This is a genomic window from Pseudomonas cichorii (assembly GCF_018343775.1).
Taxonomy (GTDB): Bacteria; Pseudomonadota; Gammaproteobacteria; order Pseudomonadales; family Pseudomonadaceae; genus Aquipseudomonas; species Aquipseudomonas cichorii.
Map to the genome: position 1 here is coordinate 2,591,251 of NZ_CP074349.1, position 14,209 is coordinate 2,605,459.

Below are 14,209 nucleotides of genomic sequence, written 5' to 3' on the forward strand. Positions count from 1 at the left end.
GTCAGCTACCTTGAAGCGGCTTGGCATCCTGAAAGAAGTAGTCTTTCCACGACTCTGGCTTGTTCTTGATCGCACCGACGCGGTACAGGAATTCGGCCAGCGGGTAAGTGTTCTTCGGGGTGATGGTGAACTGGAATTCCGGTTTGTCGATGATCTGCAGCAGTTCTGCGCGATCGATTTTGGCCTTGGTGACACGGATGTAGGTGTCGGCTGCAGCGCCGATGTCCTTGCTGACGAATGCTTCGGCTTCCGACAAGGCTTCAATGAAGGCCTTGTAGGTCTTCGGGTTTTCCTTGCGGAATTTCTCGGTGGCGAACAGCACGGTTGGCGAGTTTGGTCCCAGCAGGTCGTAGGTGTTGAGCACGACATGCACGCCAGGGTTTTTCAGTTCCTGCTCCTGAAAGGGCGGGTTGGAGAAATGCCCTGTCAGTTCGGTGCCTCCGGTGATCAGACTGGCAGCCGCGTCCGGATGTGGCAGGCTGACGGTGTATTTGTCCAGTCGGGCATATTCCTTGTCACCCCATTGTTTGGCGGCTGCATATTGCAGGTAACGCGACTGGACGGAAACGCTCACGGCCGGTACGGCAATGCGGTCCTTTTCCGTGAAGTCGGCGATGGTCTTGACCTTGGGGTTGTTGCTGAGCAGGTAGTACGGGAAGTTGCCCAGCGAAGCGACGGCCTTGACGTTCTGTTTGCCCTTGGTACGGTCCCAGATGGTCAGCAGCGGGCCGACACCGGCGCCTGCGATATCGATGGAGCCTGACAGCAAGGCATCGTTCACCGCCGAGCCGCCGGAGAGCTGGGTCCAGTCGACCTTGATATCCAGGCCTTCTTCCTTGCCGTGCTTCTCGATCAGGTTCTGGTCGCGCACGACGTTGAGCAGCAGATAGACGATGCCGAACTGTTCGGCGATCCTTATTTCACCCTCGGCTTGCGCAGTGGCAGGCATTATCAATGCGCCGGACATCAGTGCTGCACCCAGGCCGATGGCGGTTGCCAGGCGAGACAGGCGTTTCGTGGGTTTGTGCATACAAGGCTCCAGCTTCCAGGGATTTAGTCGGATGTGGAGTGAGCTTATATGCATAAAAAATGTTAATTAAATAACATTTAAGAATAATTATATGATGAATAAATAGTGGCTATTTATAGTAGTCGCGCAGGTTGGCCGGTGCTTTTTATTGGTCCGGCGACGCCTTGCCCGAAGCCTTCTTCGGCTTTGGTTTTTCGCCGGGCTCGCGCAGATGTTCCAGTGCGGCTTCCTTCTTTATCAGCAACAATTCCAGCATGCGGTTCTGTTGGCGAGTGTCCGTCAGGCTTTGCTTGAGTTCGGCGTTCTCGTCCTGAGTGGTGCGCAGTCGTTCTTCGAGCAGGGCGCATTGGGTGTGTGAATGCTGGTAATGCTCGCGGGTGCTGGCAACTTGTTGGGTGGCCTGGCTCAGCAGGTCCTTCTGGTCGTTCAGCGCCCTTGCTACGTTGCGATTTTCTGTCAGCAGCCTTTCGTTGTCCCGGTTCAATAAGGTGATTTCTTCCTGACGCATTGTCAGGCTCTGCTGGGCCTGGCGCAGCTCCATCTGGACTTGCTGAAGCTGGCCTTCGTGGCGTTGTTGCTCGCGGGTGCGCTGTTCCATGATCGAGTTTCGATAGTGCTCCAGCGCTTCCCGGGCGTGCCGATGCTTTTCTTCCAGTGAGTGAATCTGCGCGTCCTTGTCTTGCAGGCGTGCTTCCAGGTCGCTGTTGGCCTGCTGCAGCCTGGCATTTTCTGTCTGCTCGCCTTGCAGTGTCTGCTGGCAGTGGAGCAGGGCGGCGTTCTGTTGCTCGAAAGCGTCGGTCTGGCGTGTCAGCCGCTCTTGCAGTTCATCAATGCGCTGCTGCGCTGTGGTGAGTTCCTGCTGCATGGCCTTGCGATGGGCGTCGTGCTCGTCGCGGACCTGATCAATACGTTCCTGAGCCTGTTCCTGAAGGCGCTGGGCAAGCCTGCTTACCAGATCCGTCAGTTCATCGTTGATGTCGGGCGGCGCGGTGTCGGTTTCATCCAGCTCCCTGAGATAGCGGTGGATGGTGGTTTTCGAGCCGGTATTGCCCATTTCGACACGTACTGCATCGATGCTGGGATTTTCCCCGCGAGAGAGCAGGGCAAGCCGTGCCTTGTTCACCAGCGCCTTGTTTACACCGCCGCGAGCCATGCTGTCTCCTACGATTTCGTACTGTGGTATGTACCCTGTAATTACATACTATATTAGATTGAAAATCAGCGTTGAATTTGTAATAAATTAACCCGTGATATTGGCGTATTATCCCGTGTCATACGCTTGTCTGGCCTGTGAGGGCGATGTGCGCAGTACACAAAGGGGTGACAAGGCATGAATGACGTTGATCGCTATATCGCGGCGGCGACCCGGGACAACACCCGGCGCAGCTACCGAGCGGCCATCGAGCATTTCGAGGTGACATGGGGCGGGTTTCTGCCGGCCACCAGCGAGAGTGTGGCCCGCTATCTGGCGACCTATGCTTCGACCCTGTCAGTCAATACCCTGAAGCTGCGCATGTCGGCGCTGGCGCAGTGGCATAGCAGCCAGGGTTTTGCCGACCCGACCAAGTCCGCGATGGTGCGCAAGGTACTCAAGGGCATACGGGCCTTGCATCCCGCTCAGGAGAAGCAGGCCGAGCCTTTGCAGTTGCAGGATCTGGAGCGTGTGGTTGCCTGGCTTGAAGCTCAGGCGAATGATGCGCTGGCACGGCACGATCAGGCGCAGTTGCTGCGCTGTCGTCGCGATGCGGCGCTGATCCTGCTGGGATTCTGGCGAGGGTTTCGCAGTGACGAGCTGTGCCGCCTGCAAATCGAGGACATCAAGGCGATTCCCGAATCCGGGATCAGTCTTTACCTGCCGCGTAGCAAGGGTGATCGGGACAATATCGGCAAGACCTACCAGACCCCGGCCTTGCAGCGCCTGTGTCCGGTGCAGGCTTACATCGACTGGGTCAATTGCTCTGCCTTGGCGCGTGGCCCGGTATTTCGCTCCATCGATCGCTGGGGCAATCTGGGCGAGGAGGGGCTGCATGTCAGCAGTGTCATTCCCTTGTTGCGTCAGGCGTTCGAGCGTGCAGGTATCAGCGCCGATCAATACACCAGCCACTCGTTGCGCCGCGGGTTTGCCACCTGGGCGCATCGCAACGGATGGGACCTCAAGTCGCTCATGGCTTACGTGGGGTGGCGGGACATGAAGTCTGCGATGCGTTACATTGAGCCGGTTTCGTTCAGCAGTCCTTCCGGGGACCTGGGCGACGTGAAGGTTTCTTCTATTAATAAGCTTCGCCGATAGGCAAAACTAATAAGCAACATCAGGTTTGCCAATGAGCCTTTGTCATCAATCGTGCGTAAGCTTCACTCCATCGAATTCACAACCCATCAGGAGATTCACCGATGCCTATTATCAACAGCCAAGTAAAACCGTTCAAAGCAACCGCATTCAAGAACGGTGCTTTCGTCGACGTTTCGGAAGCTGACTTCAAAGGTAAATGGTCTGTCGTATTCTTCTACCCAGCCGACTTCACCTTTGTTTGCCCTACCGAACTGGAAGACCTGGCTGACAACTACGCTGAGTTCCAGAAACTCGGCGTCGAGATCTACAGCGTTTCTACCGACACTCATTTTGCCCACGCTGCATGGCACAACACTTCGCCAGCAATCGGCAAGATCCAGTACACCATGATCGGCGACCCGACTCTGCAGATCTCCCGCAACTTCGACGTGCTGATCGAAGAAGCCGGTCTGGCTGATCGCGGTACTTTCGTGGTCAACCCTGAAGGCCAGATCAAAATCGTTGAACTGAACGATGGCGGCGTTGGCCGTGACGCTTCCGAGCTGCTGCGCAAGATCAAGGCTGCTCAGTACGTTGCTGCTCACCCGGGCGAAGTCTGCCCAGCCAAGTGGAAAGAAGGCGAGGCTACTCTGGCTCCGTCTCTGGACCTGGTCGGCAAGATCTAAGTCGTATGAAACGGCTAGGGGCTTTGAGCTCTTGAGCAAGTAAACCGCATCGCCCCAAAAAACGCCCGGGCGGTCATCGCCTGGGCGTTGTTTTTTCTACCTTCGTAAAATAGGAAGTCGCCACATGTTGGACGCCAATCTTAAAGCCCAGTTGAAATCCTACCTGGAGCGGGTTACTCGCCCCATCGAGATCGTTGCGTCCCTTGATGACGGCGCCAAATCCCAGGAAATGCTGGCTCTGCTGAACGATGTACTCAGTGTTTCCAAAGACATCACCCTGCAAGACAACGGCACCGATGCACGCAAGCCATCGTTCTCGTTGAACAGCCCTGGTCAGAATATCAGCCTGCGTTTCGCCGGTATTCCCATGGGGCACGAATTCACCTCGCTGGTCCTGGCGTTGCTGCAAACAGGCGGCTACCCACCCAAGGTCAGTGCGGAAACCATCGAACAGGTTCGCGCCCTGCAAGGCGAGTTCCATTTCGAAACCTATTTCTCGCAGTCTTGCCAGAACTGCCCGGACGTCGTTCAGGCCCTGAACCTGATGGCGGTCCTCAATCCGAACATCAAGCACGTCGCCATCGACGGTGCGCTGTTCCAGGATGAAGTGACTGACCGCAAGATCATGTCGGTACCGAGCATCTACCTCAATGGCGAACTGTTCGGCCAGGGCCGCATGGGCCTGGAAGAAATCCTCGCCAAGATCGACACCGGCGCCAGCGCTCGTCAGGCTGAAAAACTCAATGCCAAGGATGCCTTCGACGTTCTGGTCGTCGGCGGTGGTCCAGCCGGTTCGGCCGCAGCGGTCTACGCAGCCCGTAAAGGCATTCGTACCGGTGTTGCGGCAGAGCGTTTCGGCGGTCAGGTGCTGGACACCATGGCAATCGAGAACTTCATCTCGGTACAACACACCGAAGGCCCTAAACTGGCCGTTGCGCTTGAAGAGCACGTCAAGCAATACAACGTCGACATCATGAATCTGCAGCGCGCCGACAAGCTGATTCCCGGCAAAGAGGGCGAACTGCATGAAGTGAAGTTCGCCAGCGGTGCAAGCCTCAAGGCCAAGACCGTGATTCTGGCTACCGGTGCCCGCTGGAGGGAGATGAATGTCCCTGGCGAGCAGCAATACCGCAACAAGGGCGTTGCCTACTGCCCGCACTGCGATGGCCCGCTGTTCAAAGGCAAGCGCGTTGCAGTGATCGGCGGTGGTAACTCGGGCGTTGAAGCGGCCATTGACCTGGCAGGTATCGTCTCCCACGTGACCCTGCTGGAATTCGATGTGCAATTGCGTGCCGACGCAGTCCTGCAGCGCAAACTGCACAGCCTGCCGAACGTTACCGTGATTACCAGCGCCCAGACCACTGAAGTGACTGGCGACGAGCAGAAGGTCAACGGCCTGCGCTACAAGAACCGTGTTAATGGCGAAGAAGTGACTGTCGAGCTGGAAGGTATCTTCGTACAGATCGGCCTGCTGCCTAACAGCGAATGGCTCAAGGGTGCCATCGAGTTGTCGCCACGTGGCGAGATCATCGTCGATGCACGCGGCGAGACTTCGGTTCCAGGTATCTTCGGTGCCGGTGACGTGACGATTGCTCCTTACAAGCAGATCATCATCGCCCTGGGCGAAGGTGCCAAGGCTTCCCTGAGCGCCTTCGATCACCTGATCCGCACATCTGCTCCGGCCTGATTGGCAGTCAGATACAAAAAAGCCCCATGAGTGATCATGGGGCTTTTTTATGTACATGGCCCCATTCGCGAATAAATTAGTTCCTACGGTGTACAGACTGTAAGAGCGAATCCATTCGGGAACAGGCGAAGGGTTACAGCGGCGTCGGCTGGATGATTTCCACCCAGTAGCCATCCGGGTCCTTGATGAAGGCCAGGTTGTTCATGCGGCCATCGGCCAGGCGTTTCTGGAAGTCCACGCCTAGCTTTTCAAAGCGTTCGCAGGCTGCATGCACGTCTGGTACGGACACGCAGATATGCCCGAAGCCACGCGGGTCGCTGTTGCCGTTGTGATAGCTGAAGGCCGGGTCTTTTTCGGTGCCGTGGTTGTGGGTCAGTTCCAGAATGCCGGGGATGGATTTCATCCACTCGTGGCGAGCCTTGTCGTCGGCAGGGATCTGGGCCTTGTCGACCAGTGCCAGGAAGTACAGGCTGAACTCGGCTTCCGGGAAGTCGCGCTTTTCTACCAGGCTGAAACCCAGTACACGGGTGTAGAAGTCCAGCGAGGCGGTGACGTCCTTGACGCGCAGCATGGTGTGGTTGAACACGAAGCGCTGGGTGGCCGCTTCAGGTTCAGCGGTCACGCCAGGGAAGGTATTGAGTTCTTGCAGGCTCATGGGGATCTCCAACAGAGTGTTCAAAAATTGCCAAATGATACGGGGCAGGGCGGCCAGTGCCAAACCTTGCGCTGATCAAAAAGTGCTTCGGCCCTTGCTCGTGGCGGGCGACAGGCTCAGAATTTCCAGTTTCCTGTACTGAGTAGCTTCGATCATGACGTTCTTGCCATGCAGATCCTTGTTCATCAGCCTGTGCCTGGCTGCAGCAGGTGCACATGCCGCCGATGCAATGATCATCTGGCCGGCGGGCTGGGAGGTGGAATCGCTGCCGACAGCGGACCCCGCCACTCAACCGTCCGTGCAAGTCAGACAACGCGCAGTCAAAAACGATCAGGCCGGTAATCCGAGTATGGTGATGGAGCTGACCCAGTCACGTCTGGTGCCTGGCCATGAGGTCAATGTTCAGGCTGTTTTGCTGGAGATGCGCAAGTCGATTCAGGTCAATTTCGCTCGCAGCGGCATGCAGAGCGTGTGCACTCATGTGCGCGAAGGGCAGCTCAGTGTGATTCCTTCGCTGGAAACCACCTGCACGGTGACCCAGAACGGCGTGCATGTGATGACCCAGACCCTGGTGGCAGCAGCGAACAAGGAGATGGCGTGGTCGTTGTCCTATGCCGGATCGGTTGATGGCTATGCGGCGAACAAGGATGAGGTTTTGCGTATCAGGGAAGGGCTGAAGCTCGACTCTACGCCTTGATGCTTTCCTGTAGGCAAAAAGAAGCCCGCCGAGGCGGGCATGGGGCGCTATTCCTTTAGCGGCCTTTATCTTGTAAGAAGACGTGTGAAAAAAATGTGAAGTCCTGACTTGATGCTTATTGCCTTGAGGCGCAGGTCGCAAATCATTTGAACCGGTCTTTTGCACAATCCTGTCCGACACTATTCGCGACTCGTCGAAAAGTTAGCATCTTCGTGTGCTCATTCCTGCAAAACGGCGACGATTTTTTGGTGAAGCAGGTGTGTAGTCGTGAGAGGAAAACGATGCACTTCACATCGAGTTACACATCGTAATGAAGCTGTCGGAATGCTGAACGAGGGGGTGAATTCTTCAAGTTGCAACAGTGACTGCTATGTTGGATTGTGGTGATTTTATTGGCGTCATTATTTTAACGTGAGCAGGGTCTACGGTATGTCATCAGCTGTTATATGCAAATCGTGCCGAAGTAGACGGCATGTATATGAATTAATCATGCTTCCCTATTCATATATATGAGTGGGGCGCGTGCAATAAAAAGCCCTGCAGATGCAGGGCTTGCCTTGACGACAAAGTGTGATCAGGCGCGCAGCCAGGAATCGACAGTCTCGACGCCGTATTGCTCTTTCCAGGCTTTGAGGCCGCGGTGGTTACCGCCTTTGGTTTCAATCAGCTCGCCTGTGTGCGGGTTCTGATAGACCTTTACAACCCGCGCGCGACGGCGTTTTGGGCCGGGGGCCGGGGCAACCAGGGACGTGGAGCTGACAGGGTCGAGGATTGCAATGATGTCGCGCAGGCTTTTGCCGTAGCTGCCCATCAGGTCCTGAAGCTTCTGCTCGAATTCAATCTCTTTTTTCAGTCCGGCATCATTCTTCAGGGATTCCAGCTGTGCAAGCTGTTCTTGAAGGGCTTTCTCTGCTGCGCGGAACTCGGCAAGTCTGGACAAATAAAATACTCCAACGGTGTAGTGGCTGTTGATAGCCCGATAAAGCGATATGACAAAAACGTTAGGCCGACTCGCTCATTTGGTTTCCTACCCGACCCCGCATTTTCAATGATGAAACTAAAGGTTCCGTCAGGCGTGCGGGAGTAGTGGGTAGTTATAATCAGTTGCCCGTAAATAATGCACGTTTTTTACGAGTTAGAAAATAGTATTCTTGAAAATGATTAAATGAAACTGCGTTCATCAGTTGGCGGTTTCTATCACTGCTTGTGATATCGGACGAAGCGCGTTGTAAGTTATTTCCGATATTAGGTTGGGCGTGAAGAAGTGTGAAATATGTCGGAACAGGTTAAAAAAGACGCGAAATGCTTACTTTCAGGCAGGTAAAAAGCCTGCCTGCCAAGCGTCTAGAGCCCTTGCTGGAGGGCCGGATCATCGGGATTCTGCTGCTCCAGCTCAGCCAGCAATACCTGTACGTTCTGCAATTGGCCGTTTTCTTTCCAGTACTGGATCAGTAAAACCCGGGCTCGTCGGTTGGCAGGCTGATTCTGGAGTATCTGAGCCAATTGTTTTTGCGCGGCTTCCAGTTGATCCAGATCATGCAGCGCTACTGCCAGGTCATAGCGGTAATCATTGTTCCCCGGTTCAAGTTCTGCCGCTTTGGCCAGGCTGAGCAGTGCGTACTCGCTCTGTCCATGGTGCAGCAGCCACATGCCCAATGCGTGTTGCAGCACAGAGGACTCCGGGTTGCGTTCCAGTAACTTCGCGAAAAGGCTGCGGGCCTGATCCGCCTGGCCCTTTTTGTCCAGCAGTTCGATATGCGCCAGAGCGGCTTCGATGTTATCCGGGTCCAGGGCAATGGCGTTCTTCAGGGCTGAAAGCGCAGGTTCCAGATCCCCGGTCTGCAGATAGAGTTTTGCCAGTTGCAACTGGTTCTGCGCTGTCTGTGGCTGGGTTTTCAGGGCTTCCTGCCAGGTTTCGGCGCTTTGTTGCAGAACAGCGAAATACAGGCCCAGATCATCCGCAGAGAGCCCCAGCAATGCGCGGGTGGCGCTGAATCTCACGGATTGTTCGGCATCTTCCAGCAAGGGGCCCAGCAACAGGCTGCGCTTGTTGTCGGGTATCAGCTCCATACTGGCTTCGATAGCCGCCTGACGCACCTGGGGCGATGAGTCCTTGAGACAGCCATTGAGTAACTTGAGTGCCTGGGGGCTTGGATAATTGCCCAGTTCGGCCAGCAGGGCTATGCGATGGGTAGGTGAAAGGTCCGTACGTGCCAGTTGCTGATAAAGCATGCGCGCTGCGCCGGGCTTGCCATCATGAGCCTGCTGCATTGCCTGAGCGTAGGTGTGATTCAGTTTTGCGGCGGGTTGGGCAGGGGGGCTGCGCCATGACCACACGACCAATGACAGCGCCACCAGCATGACGGATGCAACGGCGATACCGACCAGCCTGCGGCGTCGGGTGCCAGGGTGAGGCGATGAGCCCTGTAAAGGCATTTTGGGCATACCGGGTTCCAGTTCCAGACGGCATGAAGCTTCGGGCAGTGACTGGCTGCTGTCAAACTTCAATCGTGTATAGCCTGTAAATACGGGACGCAAAAAAGCCCCGCGCTCAGAGAACGCAGGGCTTTCGTGACTTGCGAGGCGATCAGGCCTGGGGTTGCCACCCGCCGCCCAATGCCTTGTAAATGGCTACGATTCCGCGATAGGTCTCGATTTCTGCCTGGGCCTGGGAGTCTTCGGCTGCCAGGCGTTCCCGCTCGGCATCCAGCAGAACCAGGAAGTCTGCCGTGCCTTCGCGGTACTGGATGGACGCCAGCCTCGCTGCGGCACGACTCGATTCGCTCTGGCGAATCAGAGCCAGCAGGCGTTGCTGGCGTTTGTCGTAGTCGCTGAAAGCGTTTTCCGATTCTTCGAGTGCCAGCAGTACTTGCTGTTCATAGTTCGCCAGCGCGCCTTCGGCATCGGCATCGGCGCTGCGAATCTGGGCACGGACGCTGCCCAGATCGAAAGCGGCCCATGTGATGTTCGGGCCAAGCGCCCAGGCTCGTGCAGCCGAAGAGCCTATCTGCGAGCCGCGTCCGGCAGTAAAGCCCAGGAAACCGCTCAGGCTGACCCGTGGAAACAGGTCGGCAGTCGCCACTCCGATACGTGCGGTGGAGGCGGCCAGTTGCCGTTCGGCTGCACGGATGTCAGGACGCTGGCGCAAGACCTGCGCCGGATCGCCAATCGGCAAAGCCTTGGCAATGGCAGGCAGTTTTGCCGGGCTCAGGTCCACGCTGAGACTTTCGGGACGCTCGCCCAGCAAGGTCGCGATGCGGTTGCGCTGACGAACCTGTTCGGCCTGCAATTGCGGCACGCTGGCTTCGACGGCAGCGAGGCGGGCGTCGGCGCGAACCACGTCCAGTTCGTTGCCGACTCCGGCATCACGCAATTGTGTGGTCACGCCTCGGGAATCCTGCTGGTTTTTCAGGTTGTCCCGGGCAATCGCCTCACGCAGTTGAGCGCCGCGCAATTGGCCATAGGCATCGACCACTTCGGCAATCAGCGTCACCTGAAGCTGATACAGGTCGGCTTCGGCGGCCTGCTGATCGGCTTCGCTGGCTTCCAGTTGCCGTTGGATGCGACCGAACAGGTCCAGCTCCCAGGCCATGTCCAGACCCAGATCATAGCGCTCGCTATTGACTCGGCGCTCGGTGGTGCCCGGTTGCTGGCCTTTGCCCAGATCGCTGCTGGCACGGCTGGTGATCACGGGCATGGCGTCGTTGCTGACGTCATCGCGAATCGCCCGGGCCGATTTCAGGCGGGCAAAGGCCACGCGCAGATCACGGTTGCCATCCAGGGAGCGGCTGACCAGCGTGTTCAGGGTCGGATCGTCGAACTGCTGCCACCACAGGGTATCCACCTTGCTGCGGTCGTGGTTGCCCTGAGCGGCCGAAGCGAGTTTTGCCGGAGCCGTTTCGGGGGCCTTGTAGTCCGGGCCGACGGCACAAGCCGCCAGCGCCAGGACCAGCAGGGCCGGAGCGAAAAGTTTAAGCGCGCTCATCAATGCATCTCCGCAGGCAAGGTGTTCAGTTTCTGTGCCCTGGCTGCCTTGCGGGCTTCCTGGCGCTCTACATAGTTACGGATCAGCACATAGAACACCGGCGTCAGCAGCAGACCGAAGAAGGTCACCCCGAGCATGCCGGAGAACACCGCCACGCCCATAGCATGACGCATCTCGGCACCGGCACCGCTGGACAGCACCAGTGGCACCACACCCATGATGAAGGCGAACGAGGTCATCAGGATCGGGCGTAGACGCAGGCGGCAGGCTTCCAGTACCGCATCCAGCGGGCTCATGCCTTCTTCCTGTTTATCCTTGGCGAACTCGACGATCAGAATCGCGTTCTTGCACGCCAGGCCCACCAGTACGATGAGTCCGATCTGGGTAAAGATGTTGTTGTCGCTACCGGCAATGATGACCCCGGCGATGGCCGACAGCAGCGTCATCGGTACGATCAGGATCACGGCCAGTGGCAGGCTCCAGCTTTCGTATTGGGCCGCCAATACCAGGAAGGCCAGCAGTACGCAGAGCGGGAAGACAAACAGCGCGGTGTTGCCCGAAAGAATTTGCTGGTAAGTCAGGTCTGTCCACTCGTAAACCATGCCGTTGGGCAGTTCTTCCTTGAGCAGTTTCTCGATGGCCGCCTGGGCTTGCCCGGAGCTGTAGCCCGGTGCAGCCGCACCGTTGATCTCGGCGGTGATGAAGCCGTTGTAGTGCATCACACGGTCGGGGCCTGCGGTGTCGCTGATCTTGACGAAAGTCGCCAGCGGGATCATTTCACCCAGATTGTTGCGCACCTTGAGTTGCCCGATCTGGTCAGACTCCTGACGGAACTGCTGCTCGGCCTGAACGTTGACCTGGTAGGTGCGACCGAAGCGGTTGAAGTCGTTGGCATACAACGAGCCCAGGTAAACCTGCAGGGTGTCGAAGATGTCGCTGATGGCAACGCCGTGTGTCTTGGCTTTTTCACGGTCGATGGCGGCATCGACCTGAGGCACGTTCACAGTGTAGCTGGTGAACAGGCCTGCCAGTTCCGGCACGCTACGGCTCTTGGTGATGACGTTCTGGGTTTCCTTGTACAGCTCGTCATAGCCCAGGTTGCCACGGTCTTCGACTTGCAGGCGGAAACCGCCAATGGTGCCCAGCCCTTGTACCGGCGGTGGCGGGAAGATCGCCATGTAAGCATCCTGAATGGAGGCGAACTTGCCGTTCAGCGCGCCAGCGATGGCATTGGCCGACTGGCTCGGGTCCTTGCGCTGGTCGAAGTCCTTGAGGGCGACGAACACCACGCCATTGTTGGGGCTGTTGGTGAAACCGTTGATCGACAGGCCCGGGAAGGCGATGGCGTTTTCCACGCCTGGCTGTTGCAGTGCCAGTTCGGACATACGCTTGATGACATCTTCGGTGCGATCCAGGCTGGCGGCGTCCGGCAACTGGGCGAAGGCGACCAGATACTGCTTGTCCTGGCTCGGTACGAAGCCGGTCGGCGTGCTGGAGAAGCCCATCCAGGTCATGACCATCAGACCGGCGTAAACCACCAGTGCGATACCGCTGCTGCGGATGACACGGGCGACGGTGCCGACATAGCCATGGCTGGCTTTCTCGAAGAAACGGTTGAACGGACGGAACAGCCAGCCACCGAGTATCCGGTCCAGGAACAGTGAGAACTTGTCTTTTGGCGCACCATGAGCCTTGAGCAGGACCGCGGCCAGAGCTGGCGACAGGGTCAGGGAGTTGAATGCCGAGATCACCGTCGAGATGGCAATGGTCAGGGCGAACTGTTTATAGAACTGACCTGTCAGCCCGGAAATGAACGCCGCCGGTACGAAGACCGCACACAGCACCAGCGCCGTGGCGATGATCGGCCCGGTCACTTCGCCCATGGCCTTGTGGGTCGCCTCCATGGGCGACAGTCCCAGCTCGATATTACGCTCGACGTTTTCCACGACGACGATGGCGTCGTCCACCACGATCCCGATGGCCAGTACCAACCCGAACAACGACAGTGCGTTCAGGGAGAAGCCGAACATGTGCATGACCGCGAATGTACCGATCAGCGAAACCGGTACGGCCACCAGCGGGATGATCGAGGCGCGCCAGGTCTGCAGGAACAGGATCACCACCAGAACGACCAGGATGAGTGCTTCGAACAGGGTATGGATCACCGCTTCGATGGAGCCGCGCACGAAAATGGTCGGGTCATAGACGATGCTGTAGTCCATGCCTTCAGGGAAGCCTTTTTTCAGCTCGGCCATTTTGCTGCGCACGTCATTCGAGATATCGATGGCGTTGGAGCCTGGGCGCTGGAAGATCGGCAGGGCGACCGCCGGTTTGTTGTTGAGCAGCGAGCGCAAGGCGTACTGGTTGGAGCCCAGTTCCACACGGGCTACATCTTTGAGACGAGTGATTTCACCATCGGCACCAGCGCGAATGACGACGTTCTCGAACTCCTCTTCAGTGACCAGACGGCCCTGAGTATTGATCGACATCTGGAAGCTGGTCGCGCTCGGGGAGGGCGGTGCACCCAGTTGACCGGCCGCAACCTGGCGGTTCTGCTCACGAATGGCGTTGACCACATCGGTGGCGGTCAGATTGCGTGAAGCCGTCTTGTTCGGGTCCAGCCAGACACGCAGCGAGTAGTCGCCCATACCGAACAGTTGCACGTCACCGACACCGCCCAGCCGTGCCAGCTCATCTTTGATGTTGAGCACGGCATAGTTGGACAGATACAGCATGTCGTAGCGGTTGTCCGGGGAGGTCAAGTGCACGACCATGGTTAGGTCGGGAGACGCCTTGTCCACGGTGATACCGATACGGGTCACTTCCTCGGGCAGCTTGGGTTCGGTACGGGTCACACGGTTCTGTACCTGTACCTGAGCGTTGTCCAGGTCAGTGCCCAGCGCAAAGGTGATGGTCAGGGTCAGCTTGCCGTCGGCCGTTGACTGCGAGGACATGTACAGCATGTTCTCGACGCCGGTGATGGCCTGTTCCAGTGGCGAAGCAACGGTTTCACCGATGACCTTAGGGTTGGCGCCGGGGAAGCTGGCACGTACCACGACTGTGGGCGGAACCACTTCCGGGTATTCGCTGATCGGCAACTGGAACAGCGAGATGGCACCGGCGATCAGGATCAGCAGTGACAGCACTGCCGCGAAGATCGGCCGCGTGATAAAGAATTTGGAGAAGTTCATCGGACGAGT

The 14,209-nt window shown here is 57.5% G+C and carries 11 protein-coding genes; 4 read left to right on the plus strand and 7 right to left on the minus strand.

Features of this window, described 5'->3' with window-relative positions; all coding sequences use genetic code 11:
• Position 1: 1 nt before the first annotated feature.
• Complete coding sequence (locus tag KGD89_RS11470) at positions 2–1,030, minus strand: ABC transporter substrate-binding protein (RefSeq protein WP_025259925.1); 1,029 nt, start codon at positions 1,028–1,030, stop codon at positions 2–4.
• A 145-nt stretch (positions 1,031–1,175) separates the two neighbouring features.
• The gene (locus KGD89_RS11475; protein ID WP_025259926.1) at positions 1,176–2,183 is read right to left on the minus strand and encodes a DNA-binding protein; all 1,008 of its coding nucleotides are present in this window, start codon (positions 2,181–2,183) and stop codon (positions 1,176–1,178) included.
• Positions 2,184–2,360: 177 nt separating this feature from the next.
• Here KGD89_RS11475 and KGD89_RS11480 point away from each other — a divergent pair, with 177 nt between their 5' ends.
• From KGD89_RS11480 to ahpF, 3 genes are all read left to right on the plus strand, one after another.
• Positions 2,361–3,320, plus strand: coding sequence for a site-specific integrase (locus KGD89_RS11480; RefSeq protein WP_025259927.1), 960 nt, complete (start codon positions 2,361–2,363; stop codon positions 3,318–3,320).
• Between the two features lie 101 nt (positions 3,321–3,421).
• Complete coding sequence (gene ahpC, locus KGD89_RS11485; RefSeq protein ID WP_025259928.1) at positions 3,422–3,985, plus strand: alkyl hydroperoxide reductase subunit C; 564 nt, start codon at positions 3,422–3,424, stop codon at positions 3,983–3,985.
• Between the two features lie 124 nt (positions 3,986–4,109).
• Complete coding sequence (gene ahpF, locus KGD89_RS11490; protein ID WP_025259929.1) at positions 4,110–5,672, plus strand: alkyl hydroperoxide reductase subunit F; 1,563 nt, start codon at positions 4,110–4,112, stop codon at positions 5,670–5,672.
• Between the two features lie 133 nt (positions 5,673–5,805).
• Here the strand turns inward: ahpF and gloA are convergent, their stop codons facing one another.
• Complete coding sequence (gene gloA / locus KGD89_RS11495) at positions 5,806–6,327, minus strand: lactoylglutathione lyase (protein ID WP_025259930.1); 522 nt, start codon at positions 6,325–6,327, stop codon at positions 5,806–5,808.
• A gap of 154 nt (positions 6,328–6,481) precedes the next feature.
• Between gloA and KGD89_RS11500 the strand changes: the two genes are divergently transcribed.
• Positions 6,482–7,024, plus strand: coding sequence for a DUF4946 domain-containing protein (locus KGD89_RS11500; RefSeq protein WP_038399828.1), 543 nt, complete (start codon positions 6,482–6,484; stop codon positions 7,022–7,024).
• 574 nt (positions 7,025–7,598) lie between these two features.
• Here the strand turns inward: KGD89_RS11500 and KGD89_RS11505 are convergent.
• The 4 genes from KGD89_RS11505 to KGD89_RS11520 form a co-directional block, all read right to left on the minus strand.
• A complete protein-coding gene (locus tag KGD89_RS11505) occupies positions 7,599–7,964 on the minus strand; it encodes a histone-like nucleoid-structuring protein, MvaT/MvaU family (protein WP_025259931.1) in 366 nt (121 codons plus the stop codon).
• 404 nt (positions 7,965–8,368) lie between these two features.
• A complete protein-coding gene (locus tag KGD89_RS11510) occupies positions 8,369–9,469 on the minus strand; it encodes a tetratricopeptide repeat protein (protein WP_025259932.1) in 1,101 nt (366 codons plus the stop codon).
• A 142-nt stretch (positions 9,470–9,611) separates the two neighbouring features.
• On the minus strand, positions 9,612–11,009 hold the full coding sequence (locus KGD89_RS11515; RefSeq protein ID WP_025259933.1) for an efflux transporter outer membrane subunit: 1,398 nt from the start codon (positions 11,007–11,009) through the stop codon (positions 9,612–9,614).
• Positions 11,009–14,200, minus strand: coding sequence for an efflux RND transporter permease subunit (locus tag KGD89_RS11520; RefSeq protein ID WP_025259934.1), 3,192 nt, complete (start codon positions 14,198–14,200; stop codon positions 11,009–11,011). The genes KGD89_RS11515 and KGD89_RS11520 overlap by 1 nt, the downstream gene beginning before the upstream one ends.
• Between the last annotated feature and the right edge of the window lie 9 nt (positions 14,201–14,209).